At 45.6% G+C, this 21,972-nt stretch carries 24 protein-coding genes; 10 read left to right on the top strand and 14 right to left on the bottom strand.

Annotated features, from left to right (window positions below; translation table 11 throughout):
• Positions 1–240: 240 nt before the first annotated feature.
• Positions 241–1,443, top strand: coding sequence for a transporter (locus F458_RS0100955; RefSeq protein ID WP_018981495.1), 1,203 nt, complete (start codon positions 241–243; stop codon positions 1,441–1,443).
• A gap of 13 nt (positions 1,444–1,456) precedes the next feature.
• Here the strand turns inward: F458_RS0100955 and F458_RS19990 are convergent, their stop codons facing one another.
• Complete coding sequence (locus tag F458_RS19990; RefSeq protein WP_018981494.1) at positions 1,457–2,236, bottom strand: winged helix-turn-helix domain-containing protein; 780 nt, start codon at positions 2,234–2,236, stop codon at positions 1,457–1,459.
• 434 nt (positions 2,237–2,670) lie between these two features.
• Here F458_RS19990 and F458_RS0100945 point away from each other — a divergent pair, with 434 nt between their 5' ends.
• From F458_RS0100945 to F458_RS0100900, 9 genes are all read left to right on the top strand, one after another.
• Complete coding sequence (locus F458_RS0100945; protein ID WP_018981493.1) at positions 2,671–3,906, top strand: hypothetical protein; 1,236 nt, start codon at positions 2,671–2,673, stop codon at positions 3,904–3,906.
• Positions 3,907–3,970: 64 nt separating this feature from the next.
• The gene (locus F458_RS0100940) at positions 3,971–4,318 is read left to right on the top strand and encodes a hypothetical protein (protein WP_018981492.1); all 348 of its coding nucleotides are present in this window, start codon (positions 3,971–3,973) and stop codon (positions 4,316–4,318) included.
• Complete coding sequence (locus F458_RS0100935) at positions 4,318–5,004, top strand: C39 family peptidase (RefSeq protein ID WP_018981491.1); 687 nt, start codon at positions 4,318–4,320, stop codon at positions 5,002–5,004. Before F458_RS0100940 ends, F458_RS0100935 begins: the two co-directional genes overlap by 1 nt.
• A 1-nt stretch (position 5,005) precedes the next feature.
• Positions 5,006–5,434 carry a hypothetical protein gene (locus F458_RS0100930; protein ID WP_018981490.1) on the top strand — a complete coding sequence of 143 codons (429 nt, stop codon included), beginning with the start codon at positions 5,006–5,008 and terminating at the stop codon, positions 5,432–5,434.
• A 456-nt stretch (positions 5,435–5,890) separates the two neighbouring features.
• Entirely contained in the window at positions 5,891–6,466 is a 576-nt protein-coding gene (locus F458_RS0100925; RefSeq protein WP_018981489.1) for a DVUA0089 family protein, read from the top strand.
• 276 nt (positions 6,467–6,742) lie between these two features.
• A complete protein-coding gene (locus tag F458_RS18835) occupies positions 6,743–9,274 on the top strand; it encodes a UvrD-helicase domain-containing protein (protein WP_018981488.1) in 2,532 nt (843 codons plus the stop codon).
• Positions 9,275–9,489: 215 nt separating this feature from the next.
• Positions 9,490–9,840 (top strand): hypothetical protein, encoded by a 351-nt coding sequence (locus F458_RS18830; protein WP_018981487.1) that lies wholly within the window; start codon positions 9,490–9,492, stop codon positions 9,838–9,840.
• Between the two features lie 71 nt (positions 9,841–9,911).
• Positions 9,912–10,379 carry a YchJ family protein gene (locus F458_RS0100910; protein WP_026294393.1) on the top strand — a complete coding sequence of 156 codons (468 nt, stop codon included), beginning with the start codon at positions 9,912–9,914 and terminating at the stop codon, positions 10,377–10,379.
• Between the two features lie 404 nt (positions 10,380–10,783).
• Complete coding sequence (locus F458_RS0100900) at positions 10,784–11,419, top strand: SDR family oxidoreductase (RefSeq protein ID WP_018981484.1); 636 nt, start codon at positions 10,784–10,786, stop codon at positions 11,417–11,419.
• A gap of 44 nt (positions 11,420–11,463) precedes the next feature.
• On the opposite strand, the gene F458_RS0100895 is transcribed toward F458_RS0100900, so the two are convergent.
• The 13 genes from F458_RS0100895 to rpmF all read right to left on the bottom strand — a co-directional run bounded on the left by F458_RS0100895 (position 11,464) and on the right by rpmF (position 21,969).
• Entirely contained in the window at positions 11,464–12,024 is a 561-nt protein-coding gene (locus tag F458_RS0100895) for a pyridoxamine 5'-phosphate oxidase family protein (protein WP_018981483.1), read from the bottom strand.
• 9 nt (positions 12,025–12,033) lie between these two features.
• Complete coding sequence (locus F458_RS0100890) at positions 12,034–12,807, bottom strand: TatD family hydrolase (RefSeq protein ID WP_026294392.1); 774 nt, start codon at positions 12,805–12,807, stop codon at positions 12,034–12,036.
• A 57-nt stretch (positions 12,808–12,864) separates the two neighbouring features.
• A complete protein-coding gene (gene holB, locus F458_RS0100885) occupies positions 12,865–13,767 on the bottom strand; it encodes a DNA polymerase III subunit delta' (RefSeq protein ID WP_018981481.1) in 903 nt (300 codons plus the stop codon).
• Positions 13,758–14,381 carry a dTMP kinase gene (gene tmk, locus F458_RS0100880; protein WP_018981480.1) on the bottom strand — a complete coding sequence of 208 codons (624 nt, stop codon included), beginning with the start codon at positions 14,379–14,381 and terminating at the stop codon, positions 13,758–13,760. Before tmk ends, holB begins: the two co-directional genes overlap by 10 nt.
• 8 nt (positions 14,382–14,389) lie before the next feature.
• On the bottom strand, positions 14,390–15,403 hold the full coding sequence (gene mltG / locus F458_RS0100875) for an endolytic transglycosylase MltG (protein WP_018981479.1): 1,014 nt from the start codon (positions 15,401–15,403) through the stop codon (positions 14,390–14,392).
• Positions 15,393–16,199 carry an aminodeoxychorismate lyase gene (gene pabC / locus F458_RS18825; RefSeq protein WP_018981478.1) on the bottom strand — a complete coding sequence of 269 codons (807 nt, stop codon included), beginning with the start codon at positions 16,197–16,199 and terminating at the stop codon, positions 15,393–15,395. Before pabC ends, mltG begins: the two co-directional genes overlap by 11 nt.
• A 123-nt stretch (positions 16,200–16,322) precedes the next feature.
• Positions 16,323–17,561 carry a beta-ketoacyl-ACP synthase II gene (gene fabF, locus F458_RS0100865; protein ID WP_018981477.1) on the bottom strand — a complete coding sequence of 413 codons (1,239 nt, stop codon included), beginning with the start codon at positions 17,559–17,561 and terminating at the stop codon, positions 16,323–16,325.
• A 75-nt stretch (positions 17,562–17,636) separates the two neighbouring features.
• Positions 17,637–17,876, bottom strand: a complete 240-nt coding sequence (gene acpP, locus F458_RS0100860; RefSeq protein WP_018981476.1) for an acyl carrier protein — start codon at positions 17,874–17,876, stop codon at positions 17,637–17,639.
• A gap of 196 nt (positions 17,877–18,072) precedes the next feature.
• Positions 18,073–18,813 (bottom strand): 3-oxoacyl-ACP reductase FabG, encoded by a 741-nt coding sequence (fabG, locus tag F458_RS0100855; RefSeq protein ID WP_018981475.1) that lies wholly within the window; start codon positions 18,811–18,813, stop codon positions 18,073–18,075.
• A gap of 10 nt (positions 18,814–18,823) precedes the next feature.
• Entirely contained in the window at positions 18,824–19,753 is a 930-nt protein-coding gene (gene fabD / locus F458_RS0100850) for an ACP S-malonyltransferase (RefSeq protein WP_018981474.1), read from the bottom strand.
• Between the two features lie 36 nt (positions 19,754–19,789).
• Positions 19,790–20,755, bottom strand: a complete 966-nt coding sequence (locus tag F458_RS0100845) for a beta-ketoacyl-ACP synthase III (RefSeq protein ID WP_018981473.1) — start codon at positions 20,753–20,755, stop codon at positions 19,790–19,792.
• A complete protein-coding gene (gene plsX / locus F458_RS0100840; RefSeq protein WP_026294391.1) occupies positions 20,752–21,777 on the bottom strand; it encodes a phosphate acyltransferase PlsX in 1,026 nt (341 codons plus the stop codon). The genes F458_RS0100845 and plsX overlap by 4 nt, the downstream gene beginning before the upstream one ends.
• Before the next feature lie 21 nt (positions 21,778–21,798).
• Positions 21,799–21,969: a 50S ribosomal protein L32 gene (gene rpmF / locus F458_RS0100835; protein WP_018981471.1), complete on the bottom strand. Its 171-nt coding sequence runs from the start codon at positions 21,967–21,969 to the stop codon at positions 21,799–21,801.
• Positions 21,970–21,972: the final 3 nt, after the last annotated feature.

Genomic DNA, 21,972 nt, shown 5'->3' with positions numbered 1-21,972 from the left:
GTCTTGCAGACTCACTCCCTGTATTTAATATCGCGCCTGGTTAGCCTCTGTGTACTGCTTTGATACCTGCATGTCGTAGCGTCCTATCATTAAGCGATAAGTTTTGTAAAAAACCGCAACATATTAATTCTCATCGCTAAATGTTAGTCATTTATATTGTGAAACAGCGCACCCTCATATACATTTAAAAAGCTGTTTATTTTTCAACCGCAATATGACAACCCTGGCTAAGGAAACGGCATGGAGCACCTCAATCAGAAACAGCCTGTCGCAATACCATTATTTGTAATGTTGAATTGTGCTTTAGTATTTGCACCACAGACATCAGCACAGTCGGCATCGTCACCCGCTTATGAAGATGAGTTGAGGCGCCAGGGTGCGCTGATAGAGCAGTTACAAAAAGAAATCGACGCATTAAAAAAGCAGCACCATTCTGATGAGCCCCCACCAAATAAGCAGGCTTTTACAGCAACCCGGTCATCCGCTGCGAACCCACAACCCCAGGCTCCCGTAGGGCAGAAACCGCCAGAGCCCGAGGCTGATGTAAGAGCATTGCCGGAGTCTAACAGTAGAAATGGGGTATTAGTGGGCGATGGTCAATGGGCAATGGAGACTTCACTTAGCTATTCTTACAATGATAATAATCGGGTATTTCTTGATGGTTACTCATTTATTCCTGCTTTGATTGTTGGTCTTATCGATATTCGCGAAGTGAAGCGTCATAGTGCTATTGCGAGCCTGTCACTGAAATACGGGCTTACCGAGCGCTGGGAAATAGAAGTAAAAACCCCTTATGTTGCCAGAAACGATACGCAACGCTCACGACCAGTGAGTGTCAGTGTCAGCGAAGATGAGATTTTTGATGCAAGTGGTGAAGGGCTTGGGGACATTCAGGTTGCCACCCGGTATCAGCTCAATGAGGCAGGTAACGGCATCATTTATGTCGCTAATCTGCAGGCCTCCTTTCCAACCGGTACTAGCCCTTTTGATGTAGAATTTATTGAATCAACACCTGGCGCCGTTTTTCCCACCGAGTTACCTACAGGTGCCGGCTACATGAGTATTCAACCAAGTCTGAGTGCGATTTACCCGACTGATCCGGGCGTGTTTTTTGGTAATGTCAGCTATTCCTATAATGAAAAAATAGAGGATGAAGAGATTGGCGAAGTCGATGCAGGAGATGGAATTGGGGTTAGTTTTGGACTGGGGTTATCTTTGAATGCCCGCACGTCAATGAGCGTAAGCTACGCCCATAAGCATGTGCTTGAATCTAAGATAAACGATGTAAAAATTGATGGGAGCGAACTGGACATCGGTCAACTGATTATTGGTTACTCGTTCCGCTACTCTCCTTCAACCAATATAAATGTATCAATGGCTGTCGGTGTCACTGATGATGCCCAGGACATTCGGTTAAATCTGCGGGTCCCTATTACATTTTGATAAATAACTAATTTTACAGACAAAGCTGGTAACCTACCCCTTTGACCGTAAGCAAACATTTGGGGTCGCAAGGATCAGGCTCGAGTTTTTTGCGTAGTGTATGAATATACTGATAAAGGTCGGATTTGTTGGCCCGGGAGGTATTAGGCCAAAGCTGCTTCATAATAAATTCGGCGGTATAGACCTGAGACCGCTCAGATAAAAGCATGGTAAACAGGTCAAATTCTTTTCGGGTCAGTTGTAGATCGCGGTTGTTTTTGAACACTGTTTTGGTCTGATAATTTACGCAGATATCGCCAATCTGAACAGGCGAGTCAGCACGGGTTTCAATCTTTTTCACTTGCCCATTATGGTTCGATGAAATACGCCTGTCCGGACACCGGCGCCGTTCTTTTACCCGTCTTTCATAGCCTGAACCTGGCACTCGCGTATTATTGAATAAACGATCGAGTTCGGGCAGGATTTCAAACTCTTCAATGAATGTCAGGTTTGAGTAAGCACGCGCTTGCGGGGGGACGTTTTGTCTATACACAACCAGTATCGGCAGTCCACTGCTATGGCTCGCGATGTCGATGATCTGATGAAAATCAGACGCGAACTGCTCAGCAGAGTATCTTGCATCAATTACCATCAAGTCGGTTACGTTTAAATCATCACACGAGCTTGAGCCATTTAACGTATTCAGGCAGGTCACCGTTAGCTTTTTACTTCGGCAATAACCAGTCATCAATGCCGAAAATGAGATGTCTTTTGATATAACTATGATGCTGCGGTTATCAGATAATACTGTCATTATTGTATCCTTGACAAAATGAGCAGCGAGAACACGATCGAAGATTGCATTCAACATTCAGATAAACCGTTGAAACGAAAGTGTCTCTTAACGTACGAGTTAACGAGATGTCAGCACATGTTCCCTGTCACCCCCCTTGGGGCTGCCCCCGATAGTCGGTTGAGCATCAACACATATTCCATACTTCTTTTATTTTTCGATGCCCATGCGGAACATACACTAACTGTTAAAAGTGTGATGCATTATTTCGTAATTGCAAATTTTGAGTGTTTTTTGAGCACCTCTTGATGGAATTTTGAGTTTGCCGTGAACTAAAGTTTTGAAGCGGGCGGAAGTGAGTCAGCCCCACACCCAACCTTAAAGGCGTTATCGTTGCTTCGAACAGGCAAATATCGTCGTTGGCAACAAAGCGCATTTCAACGGAGAATGAAATAATGAAAACCTTTAATAAGAGTTTACTTGCCACCGGTTTGACAATAGCATTTGGTCTTTCCGCTAGCGCATTTGCTAATCCTACCAACACCGCTGATGAAGTGATAGATTCTCAAACAGCGACAGCTACTGCCGATAGTACCGGTGCAGGGTCTGCTGCTGCCAACGATTACTCCACCGCAATGACGGATTACAGCACAGATAATTCGAATAACTCAGATAACAGTGACAGCTCTGACAACTCAAATAACAGTGATGGCAGCAACGCCGCGGGTACAGACTCTGCCGCCAATAACTACAGTTCTGCCATGAGCGACCGCTCAAACAACTCCGATAACTCAAACAGCTCGGATAACTCTAACAATTCAGACAATTCTGACAATTCAGACAGCTCGAATAATTCAGACCAAAGCTATGCCAGTTCAACAGACGCTGGTGCCAATAACGGCAGTACCGCTATGAGTGACCGGTCTGATAATTCTGACAGCTCGGATAACTCCGATAATTCTGATAACTCGGACCGCTCCGACAATTCAGAACAAAGCTATGCCAGTGCCACAGATGCCGGTGCCAATAATGGCAGCACCGCGATGAGCGATCGGTCCGATAACTCAGACAGCTCTGATAATTCGGACAATTCCAACAACTCAGATAACTCAAATAATTCGGATAATTCTGACAACTCGGATAACTCCGATAATTCTGATGGCAGTTACGCCAGTGCTACCGATTCTGCTGCAAACAACGGCAGTACGGCAATGAGTGATCGTTCAGATAACTCCGATAATTCCAACAACTCAGATAACTCAGATAACTCAGATAGTTCTGATAACTCAGATAACTCCGATAATTCAGATAATTCAGACAGCAGCTACGCCAGTGCCGATGAAGGTGGTGCCGCGGCAAATGGTGGAAGTACTGCTTCAGTAAGTTCTACTGACAGTTCCGATAACAGCTCAGTCATGAGTGACGGCACAGGCACTGCAGCTGGAGATAACGGTGCTACCGTATCTGCAACATACAGTGTCAATGAGTCAGTACTCACCGGTAGCGTAACCGGAAATTATGTTGAGTACAGTCAGGATAATGGCGCCAGCCTCACTGCGAGCAACAGTATGGAGAACACTTTCACCGGCACAGCAGGTATCAACCAGAATGTGCAAAATGTTGGTGAGAACGCGCTCGTTCAGCAGCAGGTTTCCTTCCAGGGTAATGTGAACGTGGATCCTGCTCAGTAAAAGTCGTTTGAGGGTTGAAAAGCATGCCCGCCGCAGGGCGGGCAAGCCTATAAGGAATATAGCTATGAAGCCCGTACATGTCTTCAGCTGTTCACTGATGAGTTTCGCCTTGCCGTTATTTGTGTCAGCTGATACTCCCCCCGCGCCGGCAAATTTATTCACTCATCCGGTGGAACTCAAAGAGCTGGATGAAATACGTGGTCTAAGCGGTATTTTAGATATCACCAATATCGCTAATTTAGAAGCGGTACTGGCAGATAATGATGCCTCAAACAGTGTCACAGGCAATAACGTCATTGACGGCAGCTCATTTAATGAGGCCAGTGGTGTATTCTCAATAATTCAAAATACCGGTAATAATGTCATCATTCAGGACTCAACCATTATCACCGTAACCATTCACCCAGACTAATGAAATACATACTAAATAAAACAACAACCGCGATTGCACTGCTGCTAAGCACGCACCTGGCTAACGCTGGCATGATAAATATTGCTGATGATTATAGCGTTCGCCTGGAAAGTATGGTTGATAAGCGCTTTGATCGTATCTACCGACAACAATTTGATTTTAGTTGTGGTTCCGCCACACTGGCGAGTCTGTTGTCCTTTCATTACAACGATACTGTAGATGAGCTGAGCGTATTTAAAGATATGTTCAAACACGGTGATAAAGAAAAAATCCGGGCGCAGGGTTTTTCATTACTGGATATGAAGCGTTATCTGACTCGGCGCGGCTATATATCCAATGGTTTCAGAATTACATTACAACAGCTCGCGCAGGCAAAACGACCGGCCATCACCATAATAAACACCGGCGGATATATGCACTTTGTGATTATAAAAGCGCAACGAGATAATCGCATTGTGGTTGGCGACCCAGCCGTGGGACTCAAGATTATGACGCAGGAGGAATTTGACGCCGTTTGGGAAAATGATGTCTTCTTTCTTATTCAGAATAATGAAGATGTGGCGGCATATCATTATCAATTCGACAAACATCAGCAACCATACGCGCCCGCTAATCTGGCCATGCCGGTGGATATACAACGGCTGGATATATTAAGCGTTGTGGCTCCCGGAAACTGGGATTTTTAAAATGAAAATCTTTCTTTGCACCGTCCTGTCTCTGATAATGCTGTGTATAAGTACAGAGCATGCAACGGCCGAAAATTCTTTACATAAGATAGCCTGGCAACAGGTTTCTGATACAGAGCTGGACACGCTGCGGGCAGGTTTTTTATTAGAAAATGGCATGATTGTAAACATTCGATATGATAAGCAATTATTCGTCAATGGCGACCCTGTCAGTAATACCTACTTTGATACTGCCGATGCGGTTAATTTATCAACCGACTTACTACCGGGAAATGAGCTTCGTACAGTTTTGCAAAATAATTTAAATGATCAAATCCTGTCCTCGTTAACACATATTGATATCTCATTAAGCCGGCTTGGCGATGTTCAAAAAGGCATGGCTCAGACCCATTTGTATGAGACGCTTTTTTATCAAAATATAACGAACTAATCCCATCGCAGATAAATGCGGATATTTGTTTTACCCTGAGTCAGATTATAGGGGCGCGTTTATTAAAAGTTGACGCCACAAAAACAGGCTGTGCAATTATTTCGAATGCAAACAACCAACTGGGTTGTTCAAAGTGTCCGTGATTGTGACTACGAGGTTTAAACGACCTTACAATACAAAATGTGATTTCGGTTAGAATTAGTAAGGCGCTGGTTCGCAATCTACGTTAAGAGTAAAAACAGAGATAGGAGTTATTGTAACCTTCAAAATAATTATCCGATTGACTGTTAAAAAGCTGTCAGTTTCTTTTACATATTTGAATATACGACAGCATTATTTCCTCTAACCGCAAGTAAAATAAAAACATTTCAAATAGAGCGCGTTTTTTGCTTAAGACTTTTGCTTTTAAAAGTAGTTTGAAAAAGCAATACAATGTTGATTTTACGAGGAAAATTCATGTTAAGAAAACTATTAGCAATTACGCTGTTTTGTTGTGTTTCATCGGCCCATGCCAGTCTGATAAATTTCACCGGCAATATTGCCTTTCATAATGATGTGGTCCAAATTAACTTTTCAGTTGCTGAAGATACCGAAAATGTACGAGTATGGACAGATTCCCATTTAGGTGGTGAAAACTTTGATCCTATAACCGCCCTTTGGGATGGCGCTGGCAATCTCCTGGATGAAAATGATGATGACGCCGCAATAAACCCTGATACTCAAACCATTTTTGATTCAGGCTTTATTCTGCCATTTCTTGCAGCGGGAGATTATATCTTCACTGTTGCTACATATAGCAACTTCGCAATAGGCGATACTCTGGCTGACGGTTTTGCCTACGATTCCGAGGAATCAATTGCGTTGAGCGAGTGGTGCCAACCAGCAAACGATTGTAATGAAGGTACATTCTGGAGTGTCTGGTTGGATGGCGTTACTGATGCCGATGCGCCTGAACAGGTAGCTGTTCCAGCCCCGGCATCAGCCTTGCTGATACTTACCTCTGGTATTTTACTACTTCGTCGCCGTACTTAATTAGGCATCCTCTGCAAATCCCCAGTTCTGTGGTATGGGGATAGCTATCACCATTTCTGTGCAAAATTATCGTCCTCCCTCGCGCATCCATCCCCCCTGCGATCGCATTCAGGCAGCCGCATAGCCCGCCTTTTGATATTGTTTTGCAAGCCTGTACTAAATCCTGAGACAAGCTTATGATACGCCGCTTTTTCACTGAGAAGTTATAAGACGTCTTCTGGCACGGCGTCTTCGCTGAAACTACAAATATTTGCAATAAACTACCCTAAGGTTCTTATGACTGAAAACTGCGTTACTTGTGCACCGAATGCTCTTGGCAGGCTATTCGAAGTTAAACACATTGCGCTGATAAATAACGAACTAGTCGTGTATGACGGTGAGTACGAGAAGCGCTTTCCCGTAAGCGACTTAAAAGCGTTTCCGTATTTCAGAAAGGGATGGCTGGGCGGTACCTTAATTCTGTATTTTGCTGATAAATCCATTGCATTGCGTCTTCTGTCTAATAAGGTTTTGCCGCAGCTAAAGCGCGCTATTCACAAGGTAATCAGTGCAAATGCGTGTTTGCTTATCAGCGCCGTCTGGCAACGCTTTGAAAATTGTGTAATCAAAAATTACCTGCGTGACTCTCAGATTAAGCTTCTTGAAGCTGAAATAAACAAAGTGCTGCACCTCTACACGCCACTTTTAGACAAACCTGATAGTCTTGCTGACAAACAATTACAACAACTTCGCACTCTTCAAAACATAAGCCCGCTATCTGAATCGGCCGCTTCTCTGCGCAAAAGGTTCGAGCAATCTCGTTTAGCATCCAGATCCGGATTTTTTGATCATGCTGAAACCTACCCATTAACTGAGCAGCAGCGACTTGCGATTATACGAAACAATGATCGTAACCTGGTACTTGCTGCTGCCGGAACCGGAAAAACCTCAGTTATCGTCGCCAAAGTACTGGATTTAATTGAGACTCATCGCGCTGATCCCGACACGCTTCTGATACTGGCATATAACAATGCCGCCGCTAAAGAATTAAAAGCACGAATAGAAAATCGCGCACTTAAGATAGGTATTCCTTATAAACACATTCCGCAGGTTCTGACCTTTCATGGATTAGGACGTCAGATACTTTCTCGCTCTGGCGTGCCTGCCATACTATCGCCGCTGGCTAAAAGTGGCTCAGCACTCGAGGCATGGGCAACAGATTGGTTTTCAAACGCTATACAACATAGCGAACATTCATTAAAGATATTTATTAAGTTACTCTGCTCAAGTACTAGCGCGCCTTATACAAAGACGTCTACTGGGCAGGAAGTAATCAGAAATCGCAAATTATTTTGTACTTTGAACGGTGAGCATGTCTCACATTATCACGAATTGCTCATTGCTAACTGGCTATACTTGTATTGCTTACCCTACCAGTATAAACCAGCTGCTTCTGACACGCGCTGTGCCCAGGGTTATTGTCGCTCGTGTTTCCACCTCAGTGAGACAGATATTGTTGTTAAATACGCAAAAAGCGACACTACCAGAGCTGCCAATGCTTGTTTCACGGCAGATCATACCAACAACACACAAGCCCCATCTGAATCTACCCATTTTGCTAAACGCAGCACCCTGCACGTCATCGTATTTCACACCGACGTGGCTGAAGGCAACGTAGAGAGCACACTGGAAACCCAGTTAAACAATTTAGGTATAAGCTTATCATTACGACCTTCCCGAGAGGTTATTCACGCGTTACACGAGTTTGCAGGATTTAGCAATGTGGTAAAGCGCTATATCAAATGCTTACAGGCTATTCGGACCGGCTCATTGTCGCCGGCAGAAACTGTGCGCAGGTTACACGCCCATGACCTTATTCGTGCAGATGATTATGCGGACCTGCTTACGGCCTTTGTTGAAGCGTATAAAACACACTTGCGCAAAGAAAGTCATATAGACTTTGACGATATGATAATCAGAGCTACCGAGTGTGTGGCTTCTGGCGAACACATCTATAGGTATCGCCACATTCTGGTGGACGAATTTCAGGATATTTCCGAAGCGCGAATGGCTTTTCTAAATGCGCTTATCAATAAAAGTGACAGACCGATGCTCACTGCTGTTGGTGATGACTGGCAATCAATCTATCGTTTTTCGGGAAGTAATCTTGCATTGATGACCCGTTTTACCCATTATCAAGGTACGCATTCACTCACCACTCTGGAAAAAACATTCCGGTACAACAACAGTATCGCGCACACGGCCGGCGCGTTTATTATGAAGAACCCCGAGCAGTTCAAAAAAACAATCACAACCCACCAGACTGTTGCTGCTTCTCAGGTATATCTGCTGGATGATATTGCCGAAGGGAAAATAAATTTGCCCAAAAAAACCCGGCAAATTATCGACAGAGTTTCAGCGGCAAACCCAGACGGGTCCATTGCTATTCTTGCGCGATACAACCATTTACTTGAAGAAATAAAGGCTTACCTTGAGCACCACACTACAGCCAGCAATATAAACTTTTGGACATTCCACAGCGCTAAAGGTCTTGAAGCAGACTACTGTATTGTTATCGGGTTATCAGATCAGGGTCTTAGCTTTCCTGCAAAGCAACAAGACGAAATACTGGTTGAGGCACTGCTTTGTGTGTCTGATAACTATTTATATGCAGAGGAGCGTCGACTGTTTTATGTGGCGCTGACGCGGGCAAAACATAAATGCTATCTCATCGCAGACAGTAAATCGCCATCAGCATTTACCCAAGAGCTACTGGCTGACGAATTCAACGTAAATATCGCAACAGACGCTTTTATTCAGGGCGAATGAAAGGTGTTAGCTATATTATATTATGTAGCGGATACAGCAAATTAACCACTCGTAGTATCTTAAAATTACGCGCTATTGAATTATCACCCATATCCTTTGAGGAGTAGTGCCCTCCTGAAAAAGAGGAAGATGCTCAAAATCCCGGCAAAAAACACTTGCATGTTTATTTATACAGTACTACTGTATAGATACTGTATAAATAAACAGGTTTTGTTATGACTACACATTCACGTAACGAATTTCAGCTCCCTCTGCCACTGGACAGTGGTGTGGTTCCACAACCTAAGCCGTTGGGATGGAGGTACTTGCTGGCCGATAATATTGCATTCTCAAAAGACGTTGAGGATGGCATTCGTATTCAGAAACCCGCGAGAGCAAAGCTGGCAGCCTGGCTTATCCGGCTCATTCAGTGTGGTCAGTGTGAAACTATTTATGTAGAAAACCTGAGTCTGACAAAGGCCGAAAAAAACCGCATAGATAAATTATGTGAATCGCGGCCGGTTACGATTGTAAATCTATCGGTGAGTGCTGATTCTGAACAGAATATTGTAATTGGGCCATGGTAACCAAATGGACAATATCGATTATCAGCTAACAGACAGATATACTGCCCACTTTGGTTAGCCGGTAGTTTTTTATGAAATGTTATTGTTGTTCTGGCGCTACGTTTTCGGCGTGTTGCGAGCCTCTTATTACACGTAAATGTGAAGCCACTACGGCTGAAGCTTTAATGCGATCACGGTTCACCGCTTACTGTTTAAATGATTACGATTACATTTTACAGACTTACTGTTATTCCAAACGGCAGGAGTTAACTGAAAATGTATTAAGAGAAAGTGCCGCAGGTATCACGTGGTTTGCGCTAAATGCCATTTCGTTGCCAGGTCAGGAGCCGGCTGTGGAATTTTCTGCGTTTTACTTTGAAGGAAAAAGAGTGGGCGTTCTTCACGAAACTTCTCTATTTGTGCAGGAGGCATCCGTCTGGAAATACCAGACTGGTACAATTCACCAGGACAGTGGCTTTTTAAAGATTGGTCGCAACGATCAGTGCCCGTGTAAAAGCGGTAAAAAATTTAAGCAATGTTGTTTGCGAAAAATTGCCTGAGCAATCATTTTTACAGCAAAGTACTCGCTAATATGAATTTGCATACGGGTTTTTAGTTATTGTTCTATCCTAAGCACGTTGATAGTGTCTCTAATAACTATATAAGCTGCTTACTCGCTGTTTGCCCGTAAAACATATACCGTCAGTATATTCTTTATCCTGGCTTTTCTAAGTGACTCCCCTGTTATCAGTAGATAATGATCATAACGACTACCGGTTTTGTGATTTTTCAAAAGTGAGACCATTTTGCGCAGCTTTTTATCATTAACCTCTTCGGGTCTGGCACTTATATACAAGGATGGCATGTCATATAGCGTATAGACCTGATCTTACCTGTCAGTCACAGAGAATTAATTAAGACTATTCTATTTTGAAGTTAATTCTTTAAGCAACAGGAGATCCAGATGAGTAATATTTTGGTCATAGGTGCAAGCGGTCAGATTGGTAAACAGGCGACCGAAAAGCTATTGGACGCAGGTCACACAGTTACCGCCATGGTTCGCAATAAAGACAAAATATCTGATGTAAGTGGAGATAACCTGTCTATTTATGAAGGCGATCTTGAAAAAGATTTCTCGACAGCTTTTGATGGTTGTGACACTGTAGTATTTTGCGCCGGTTCTGGCGCCGGCACAGGCCCGGATAAAACATTATTAATTGATTTGTGGGCAGCCAGAAATGCCGTAGAGTTCGCGAAAAAAGCCTCAGTAAAGCAATTTATTATGGTCAGTTCTGTGGGCTCTGATGATCCAGACGCTGTCGACTCACCAATAAAACCCTATCTTGTCGCCAAACATATGGCCGATAAGCATCTGCAAAATAGCGGCGTGGCTTACACCATCTTGCGCCCTGGCTCATTGACTGATGAAGCGGGCACTGAATATGTACAGGAAGTGTTGCCCGGAGACGAAGATAAACGCGAGATACCTCGTGAGGATGTCGCCACAGCCATTGTGTACAGTGTCGATAATGAAAAAGCTTTGAATCGTATCTACGGGCTTTTTAAAGGCGATCAACCATTGAAATCTGTTATTCAGTAATCACGAAGCAGCACCACTCCATAGTCGCTAACCGAATTTGGCGACTATGGGACTATCGGCTGCGTTGTCCAATTTCCCGATTCATCTAGCCAATGCTTTTCACGATGCTGTGGATTTCCCTGTAGTGAAAGATAATCAACCGCCAGTACCCGAAACTTCATCACACTAAAATGCTCAGGTGGTTGTGTCATATCCTCACTTACCCGTAATGGTGCATCATTCTGGCGCACTGAAGAAGGTCTTCCCCAAAAATATTGTTTGCGACCAGCATCTGATAGCTTCGACCAGTACGTTTCAATCAATGACTTATCATCCTTGCGATTGTAACAACGGGCATTCACGGTAAACCGATATTGCTCGCGGGTTTTAGAAAAATACCAGCATATTGATGCCATTGGCTGATGAGTAAGTGATTCCCATTTGGCTGAGCGAGTATCAGACACAATGACCAATGAATAATCTTCATCTTCAAGCTGTCGAAAAACCACGGTACGATTTTCGGGAACACCTTGTGTGTCTACTGTAGCCAACTGAAAATAACGACTTTCAGGCTGATTTCGGGTTTGATGTAAACTCTTCGTAAGACGTTGTTTCCAGGCTGACATATTGGTTTCTTACCCTGCTTTGATCTGGTCGAAAAGACGATAAAAATTTTGGGTCGTGGCGCTGGCCACCTGTTCTACAGGAATCCCCTTCAAATCAGCAATAAATTCGGCGACCTCGACAACATAACCAGGCTGGTTACTTTTACCACGGTGGGGCACCGGAGCCAGCCACGGAGAGTCGGTTTCTATTAACAAACGCGCCATTGGCACTGCTTTGACCACCTCCCGAAGTGCTTCTGCCGAGTTAAATGTCACTATACCGGAAATGGAGATATAAAAATCCATCTCCATGGCTGCCTCAGCCATTTCAAGCGTTTCGGTAAAGCAATGTAACACCCCTTTCGTACCGGCATCCTTGTACTCACGAAGCAGGTTAATGGTATCTTCCCGTGCATCCCTGGTATGAATGATCAATGGTTTCTGCAGTACATTGGCAACATTAATATGGTCGATAAAGGATTGGCGCTGCACAGCCTGGGTATCGGCGCTGTAGAAATAGTCCAGCCCCGTCTCACCGATAGCGATGACTTCTGGCCTGGATGCTTTCTGTAGCAATTTTTCATAACTGCAGGCATCTTCCTGATGGAGTGGATGCACGCCGCACGACACCGATACATCATTAAACCCCTGCACTTTTTCATACATCGCATCGAAATCTTTAACCGACACACTAACGCATAAAAAATGTTCGACGCCACGCTGACGGGCGAAGTTCAGCGTTTCTTCCAATGGTGTATCGCCTTGTTCAAGACGGTCGAGATGGCAATGAGAATCTACAAACAAAATAACCTCTTAATAAGTGCTGATAGGGTTTGGCAATGGAAAACACAACAGGTTCAGTTAGCCAAGACGATTCGCTGGCCGTTTTACTTCGGCCAGCAGACTGCTGAGGATCATAATTTTATTAACTCCTGGATTTAGTAACACCTGACGGCTTCGAATACACGATTGATACAAGTTAAACATCGGCGGGCTGTTATCCTGCAAATAAGCCTGGTGCGCATACTGCTGAAGCCAGTCTACGATGGTAGCAGCAGAGTCTTGCCACTTGGTCGCCAGAGAAACGGCATCATTGTTGCCTTCTAAAAGCGTTTCCAAACCTTCCTGATATTGTACATAGCTTACCCCGGACGCGCCTTCCTCAAGCGCAGACTGCACACGCAGCGGTGCCCCACCATACGCGTCAAGCAAAGCCTGGGTTGCATTATGAATGCCTTGATCGCGCAGCCATTGCAGCGCAACTTCAGTGTGGGGGCGGGATAAAATATGTTTTTCACACCGGCTTACGATGGTCGGCAGCAACTGTGCCATGCGATCAGTTACTAAAATGATGAAGGTATTATCCGTCGGTTCTTCAAGTGTTTTTAATAACGCATTCGCTGCCGATTCGGTCATACTGTCTGCCACTGGAATTATTAACACTTTACTGCCACTAAGCTGGGAGGTCGCATTGAGTCGGCTTATGCCCTCACGAATCTTATCAACTCCCAATTGCTTGTCGCTGGTGAGTTCACCGTAATCAGGATGTGTGCTGGCGTCAAACAAAGCGCAGGACTGACATTGCTCACAGGGCCCTTCGTTATCGGGCGATTTACACAGCATCGTTTTAGCCAGTGCCCGGGCAAGTTCATATTTACCAATACCTGCCGGGCCGGTTAACAATAAACCATGATGCAAGCGCCGTTTCAACAAGCGGTCCACCAACTGTGCAAAGACTATTGAGAACCACGGAATCACTGACATTCTAAAAACCTGTTTAGCGAGGACATTACATCCTGGTGGACCTGGTCAATGGGCTGCATAGCATTGATCGTAATTATCGACTCATCGTTGCCTGCCAGTTCTATATAACGCGCTCTGGTACGTTCAAAAAATGCCAGCCCGGCCTGTTCGATACGGTCTAATTCCCCCCTGCCCCGCGCTCTTTCAAGGCCGGTTTGCGGGTCAACATCAAGATACAGGGTTAAATCGGGTGTAAAATCTTTAAGCGTAATTTCACTTAATGTTCGCATTATGTGTTCATCTATTTGCCGGCCGCCACCCTGGTAAGCCAATGAAGATAAATTGTGACGATCGCCGATAACCCAGACATTGTTATCAAGTGCAGGAAAAATAGTGTTGACCAGCAACTGGCGGCGCGCAGCATACATCAACATCAATTCGGTTTCCTGAGCGACATGTTCCTGCCAGGGATGCTTAACACATTCTCTAATGGCCTCGGCCATAGGCGTCCCACCCGGCTCCCGGGTGGTAATACACTTATAACCCGCCTTTTTTACTCTGTTGAGAAGAAGTTGTATCACCGAGCTTTTTCCGGCCCCTTCCAGCCCCTCAACAACAATAAACTTTCCTTGCATAATACTACCTACCTGTTGTTAAGCTGATACTTTTGCACCGCTGCATTGTGTTGCTCTAACGTCTGCGAAAATTGGTGAGAACCATCTCCTTTGGCAACAAAATACAGGGCATCGGTGGTTTGTGGCTGTAATGCGGCTTCAAGTGCTGGTCGTCCGGCCATCGCAATGGGTGTCGGTGGAAGTCCTTTTATCACATAGGTGTTATAAGCCGTCTTCTGCCGCAAGTGAGCGCGGGTAATGTTACCGTCATAATCCTCACCAATACCGTAGATGACAGTTGGATCAGTCTGTAATCGCATGTTCTTCTGTAACCGATTAACAAAAACGCCTGCAATTTCAGCGCGTTCGGCAGGCACTGCAGTCTCTTTTTCAATTATAGAGGCCAGAATAAGTGCAGAATAAGGACTTTGCAAAGGCAACCCCTGCTGTCGTGACTGCCAACGTTCGCTTAAAAACACCTGCATAGCATCCATCGCCCGGATTAATAAAGATGACGCTTTGGTATCAGCGGTAAAATGATAAGTATCAGCCAGAAACAATCCCTCAAGCGACTCAAGGCCACTCTCCGGCGGCCAGGGCCATCGAGATTTTAGTTTCGCCAGTACCTCCGGGGTCAGGTCGTAGTCAATGAATGGGTGCTGGCTCAGTAACGTCTGCCACTGGGAGAATGTTAAACCATCGATGAGACTTACTGAGAACTGATGCTCTGGCCCGCTTGCAAAAGTATCAAAAGCTTCGGGCATCGTCATCCCCGGGCGCAACTGGTATGTTCCTGCGCGTATATGAGTACCGGAAAAAACAACCTTGAGCCATATTTTGGCACTTATATCGCTGATGTCTGTTAACTTTTTATCTTTGAGTCTGGCCAGAGCACTGTGCCCCGTGGTTCCCTCATCAATCGTTATAAGAACGGGATTGCTAAGTATCAACGGCTCGTCCACCTGTTGTTGCCAATAACTGATGCTAACGGCAATACCCAGGATGATAATGATTAAAACTAAAAGAAAACGCTTAAAACCCATTAATTTCGTCCTGATAGGCTGTTTTTATTTCATCCTGCAAGGTCTTTACCGGCCCGATTGGCAGCGAGATTTTTTGCCTTACATGCAGGGTATGTACTGGTACTATTTGCATTAACGCGTTGGAGATAAGCATGGCTGAAGCCTGTTCGGCTTCCTTCAAAGAGAAATTTCCACACTCGACCTTATGCCCCTGATCCTGTAAAAACGATAATAAAAACTCACGCATTACACCTGCGACACCACAATACGCCAGCGACGGCGTACACCATCGATCATTTTTCAGCCAAAACAGGTTTGCAGCACTGGCTTCAATAATATTATCGCATTGATCGCACACGAGAACATCGTCGGCGTAGTCAGGGATTGTCTGTTTAATCAACACCTGTTCCAGACGATTGCAGTGTTTTAAACCTGCCAGTAGTGGCTGTCTGGATAACTTCACAGAACTTAGCGCAAGAGAAATACCAGTAGTACGCCAGTTGTCGTAAAATAATGGGACCGGGTGATGTGAGAAATATAAACAAGGCTGCGACTGCTTATCCCGAGCATAACCCCGGCCCCCCTGCCCGGCACTAATCAAAAGTTTGAGGGTTCCCGATGATAACACTCTGGCCTGCTCACTAACTGCCCGGGATAACTGACAGGTATCAAGTTTAACGCCCAGTTTACTGGCATCCCGACGAAGTCGCTCCACATGCCGGTTGAACAGCGCGACCTGACCATTCACCACCGACATCGTCGTAAAGACGGCATCGCCATAGTTGGCAGCCCGATCATTAAGTGGAAATGTTTGCACGCTTCATCTTTCCATCGTCTGTGATTTTCACGATGTTGAGTATAACAATCACAGTAGGCAGAAGGTAGCGCTGCTTTGAAGAGGATGTATAGAAAAAAGGCAACCAATCTGGTTGCCTTGTAATTACAGACGTCTAAAAATCAATGTGCCGTTGGTGCCGCCAAATCCGAACGAATTACATAATGCGTAGTCTGATTCGAACTTCTTCGCTTTGTGAGCGACAAAGTCCAGGTCACAACCCTCATCGGGTTCATCCAGATTAATGGTGGGCGGCGCGGTTTTATCTCTAAGCGCCAAAATTGTAAATATCGCCTCAACAGAACCGGCTGCGCCCAACAAATGACCGGTCATCGACTTGGTAGAACTCACCATTAATGAATGAGCGTGCTTACCAAAGACCTGCTTTACAGCAGCGACCTCGGCTTTATCACCGGCCGGTGTTGATGTACCGTGCGCATTGATATAGCCAATTTCGTCGGGTGATAACGCCGCATCACGCAATGCATTAACCATAGACGCTGCAGCGCCTTCACCATCTTCTGGTGGAGATGTCATATGATACGCATCACCACTCATGCCAAAGCCAATCAATTCACCATAAATGGTTGCCCCCCGGGCTTTCGCGGATTCGTACTCTTCCAACATCACCACACCGGCACCTTCGCCCATCACAAAACCATCTCGGCTTTTGTCCCAGGGGCGGGACGCACCTTGTGGGTCATCATTGCGCGATGATAACGCCCGCGCGGCAGCAAAACCGGCAATACCCAGCGGCGTGATAGATGCTTCAGCACCGCCTGCAAGCATTGCGTCCGCATCGCCATATGCAATAGTACGTGCGGCTATTCCAAGATTGTGCACGCCCGTAGTACAAGCCGTTACCACATTCAGATTAGGACCTTTTAATCCTTCCATGATGGAAAGAAAGCCCGATATCATATTGGTAATGGTGGATGGCACAAAAAACGGTGATACCCGTTTGGGGCCACTCTCCATCAGTTTTGTGTGGTTTTGTTCAATCTGCTGAAGACCGCCAATACCTGAACCTATCGCAACCCCGACGCGGTGTGCATTATCACTATTGATAGTCAAACCAGAGTTAGCTAACGCCTGTTTTCCAGCTGCTATACCAAGCTGGATAAAGCGATCCATCTTCTTTGCTTCTTTTTTTTCTATATATTCTTGCGGGTCAAAGTCATTAACCTGACCGGCAAAACGAGTGGAATAGTTACTGCAATCAAAATGGCTAATTTCACCGATACCGCTTTCACCAGAAAGCACTCGCTGCCAGGTTTGCTCAACCGTCGCAGCCAGTGGTGACAACATACCAAGACCAGTAACCACTACGCGACGTTTTGTCACACAAAAGCCCTCGCATTGGAACTAGGTAGGAAATAGAAAACGGCTCATGGTGAGCCGTTTTGCTAAGTGCTGCTATTACGCGTCTTTGTTTGCGTTAATGTAGTCGATAGCTGACTGAACAGTAGTAATCTTTTCTGCTTCTTCGTCAGGAATCTCTGTATCGAACTCTTCTTCCAACGCCATCACCAGCTCTACGGTATCAAGTGAATCTGCGCCCAGATCGTCAACGAACGAAGCTTCAGACTTTACTTCTTCTTCTTTAACGCCCAGTTGTTCTACGATAATCTTTTTAACGCGCTCTTCGATGTTACTCATAATTCTAGGTTTCCCTTAACGTAACTAGATATAAAAAGTGCCGCTAGTTTATTTTGCAAGTTCTACGCTTGCAAGCACCAGACTAAACTAATTTTCTGGTCTAACCAGCAACAATCCAAAGTGTATTCAACAAATTATTAACAATATAGCATAACAAATAGTATATTATTCAACTATTTGCGGTGTATGCTACACACTAATTCATGTACATTCCGCCATTCACGTGAATAGTTTCACCGGTAATATATGCGGCCCCATCACTGACTAAAAAAGCAACAGTTGCGGCTATTTCATCCGGACTACCGAGACGGTTGGCAGGAATATCTTTAAAAATTGCTTCCTTTTGCTCCTCGGATAGCGCCTTGGTCATGTCTGTATCAATAAATCCTGGAGCCACCACATTGATGGTAATTCCGCGTGATGCAACTTCTCTGGCCATAGATTTGCTAAAGCCAATTACACCCGCTTTTGCAGCGGCGTAATTAGCCTGACCAGGATTGCCAGAACTGCCCACCACTGAGCCGACATTAACAATACGCCCCTGCTTTTTCTTCATCATGCCCCGTAAAACGGCTTTCGACAAGCTGAAAATTGCTGTCAGGTTCGTATCGATAATATCCTGCCATTCATCGTCTTTCATTCGCATGAGCAAATTATCACGGGTTATGCCAGCATTATTGACCAGTATGTCTACACCACCAAAGTCTTCTTTGATGCGTGTTAAGGTTTCTTCAATGGAGGTTTTATCAGTAACATTCAAGCACATTCCCCTACCGGAAAATTCAGCAAGATATGTACTGATATTTTCAGCACCAGCTTCGCTGGTTGCGGTACCGATTACTATCGCTCCTTGCTGGGCAAGTTGCTGTGCAATGGCCTTTCCTATACCGCGGCTGGCGCCAGTTACCAGTGCGATTTTTGACGCTAACTGTGTCATTTTATTGTCCTTATGCTGAACGCTCAGCTACATCCGAAGGCGTATTTACTGCAGAGGCGTTGAGTGATTTATCAATACGTTTAATTAATCCGGTAAGTACTTTACCCGGGCCGATTTCAAGTACTTCTTCAACCCCCTGCCCGGCCAGATAAACGATAGTATCTGTCCAGCGTACCGGACAATACAACTGTCTGATAAGCGCATCTTTGATAGCGGAAGGCTCAGACTCACTTTTCACATCAACATTATTTATTACCGCTGCCTTTGGTGCGGTCAACGAAATAGCGGCGAGCGCTTCTTCCAATTGGTCAGCTGCCGGCCGCATCAACTCACAGTGGGAAGGAACGCTTACCGGTAGTGGCAAGGCTCGCTTGGCGCCTGCTTCTTTACATGCACTTGCAGCCTGTTCCGTGGCCGACTTCTCACCAGCAATAACCACTTGACCAGGCGAATTAAAGTTTACCGGAGAGACCACTTCACCCGTAGCAATGGCTGTTTGCTGACAAATATCCGCGATCTTCTCGTCATCAAGGTTGATAATTGCGTACATAGCACCGGCTCCGGCGGGCACCGCCGCCTGCATATATTTGCCGCGCGCTTCGACCAATCTGACCGCTTCGCTAAAACGCATTGCACCAGCACAGACTAGGGCTGAGTATTCCCCCAGACTGTGGCCGGCCATGTAATCTGCTGTAATACCCTTTTGCTCTAGTAAGCGAAATATGGCAACACTGGCGGTTAATAAGGCAGGCTGAGTGATATGGGTTTCATTCAGTTTTCCGTCAGTATCGTTTTGTACCAATGCCCACAGATCATAGCCAAGTGCATCGGAAGCTTCCTGAAAGGTATCCAGAGTTTGAGGATAAGCATCGGCCAGTTCTGCAAGCATACCCGGAGACTGTGATCCCTGACCGGGAAAGACAAAGGCTGTACGAGTCATAGTCGTTCCTTATTGTTAGATAATCTTCAATGCGGCTCAATACCGTACCAGCGCTGAAGCCCAGGCAAAACCCCCGCCGAAGGCTTCCAGCAGTAAATTTTGGCCACGCCTTATGCGACCATCCCTGATGGCAGTATCCAGCGCAGTGGGCACGGTTGCAGCTGAGGTATTACCGTATTTTTCAAGTGTTAGCACAACTTGATTAAGCGGCATATTAAGCTTTTTCGCGGTAGCTTTAATGATTCTGAAATTGGCCTGATGAGGCACCAGCCAGTCCAGCTCTGATTTCTGCATATCATTAGCCTGAAGCGTTTGCTCCACTAACTCGGAAAGTTTAGTAACGGCAACTTTAAATACTTCATTGCCTTTCATCACGCCCCAGTTTTCATGCACGGACTTTTCATCACCCCGGCTTGGATTTCCGACATACAATAAATCTTTGTACGAGCCGGCGGCCTGGATATGCGTAGATAAAATACCGGGTTCGTCACTAGCCTCTATAATAGCTGCACCCGCTGCATCACCAAATAAAATAACCATGCTTCGATCAGCCGGGTCGATTAAGCGACTCAGGCAGTCTGTTCCTACTACTAAAATTCGCTTAGCCATACCTGACTTGATATATTGATCAGCGACGCTCAATGCATAACACCAACCAGCACAGGCAGCGGCAACATCAAACGCAGGAATGCCATCGATACCCAGATGATATTGAATTTCGCAGGCTGTGCTGGGAAGTGAATACCGGCCGCTGGTCGTGGCGCACACTATCATATCAATATCGCAAGGCCGCAATTCAGCGGCATCCAGCGCCTTCCTCGAGGCTTCTACCCCCATTGTCGCGGCCGTTTCATCAGCACCTATAATGCGCCGCTCTTTTATTCCTGTTCGATCGGTAATCCACTCATCGGTGGTATCAACCATGGATTCAAGATCTGCGTTGGTACGCACTTCGCTGGGGTAATAGCTGCCCGTCCCGATAATTCGTGAATATTTACTCAAAGTTGCTCCAACAGTACCGTTTCTATTTTGCTTTTTATTTTTTCCGGAACACGTAATTGCGCTTCTTGCATCGCCTGGACTATCGCATAATAAAATGCATCGGCCGACGCGTTTCCGTGACTCTTTACTACAATGCCGCGCAATCCTATCAGACTGGCACCATTATACTGGTCGGGGTTCACGCGATTATAAATAGATTTTAGAAGCGGCAGAGCAATTCGGGCCATCGCGCGGGTCCACAAACTGGCAGCAGACAGGCGTTTTACTTCGTTCACGACAAGTTTCGCAAGGCCTTCACTCGATTTAAGTGCCACATTACCGGTAAACCCATCTGTGACTACAACATCTGCATAGTCGGTGAAAATATCATCACCTTCGACATAACCAATATAGTTAAGTGCCGGCGTCTGTTTAAGTTGCTGATGCGCCATTTTAACCAGTGCATTTCCTTTGATGTCTTCTTCGCCCACATTGAGTAATGCGACCCGTGGATTAGACTTGCCCATCATTTCTTCTGCCAGCACTGAGCCCATCACGGCGTACTGAAAAAGGGTATCGGAGGTGCAATTGACATTCGCGCCTAAGTCTAACAGCAACACTTTGTGGTGACCGGCGGTAGGCATAAATGAAACCAGTGCGGGACGGTCTACCCCCTGCAACGTCTTTAAACGATAATAAGCCAGCGCTAACAAAGCGCCTGTATTACCGGCGCTGACACAGGCATCGGCTTTGCCTTCGGCAACCAATTCTACAATTCGACGCATGGAGGAGTCTTGTTTGTTCCGCAACGCAGAAGCCGGTTTATCGTCCATTTCAACCACATCATCACAATGCTCGATACGCACGCGTTGACGTTGCTCACTACTGAGCTGAGCCAGTTGCGGTTCGATTACGGCTCGTCGGCCACAGAAAATGAAATCGGTATGGGGATGTTGCTGAACAGCTCTCAGTGAGGCTGAGAGAATAACAGGGGGACCGTGATCGCCCCCCATGATATCTAACGCAATGGTTAGCTTTGACAAAATGTAAACTATCGAACGCGGTTAGCGTTCGATAACTTTTTTGCCTTTGTAGTAACCATCAGCGGTTACGTGATGACGACGATGCGTCTCACCTGATGTTGAATCAACAGACAAAGTTTCGCATGTCAACGCATCGTGTGAACGACGCATACCGCGCTTAGAGCGCGTTTTACGATTTTTTTGTACGGCCATAAC

The sequence above is a fragment of the Salinimonas chungwhensis DSM 16280 genome, from assembly GCF_000378185.1.
GTDB classification, from domain to species: Bacteria; Pseudomonadota; Gammaproteobacteria; order Enterobacterales; family Alteromonadaceae; genus Alteromonas; species Alteromonas chungwhensis.
This window is presented reverse-complemented; position numbering and strand designations above follow the sequence as displayed.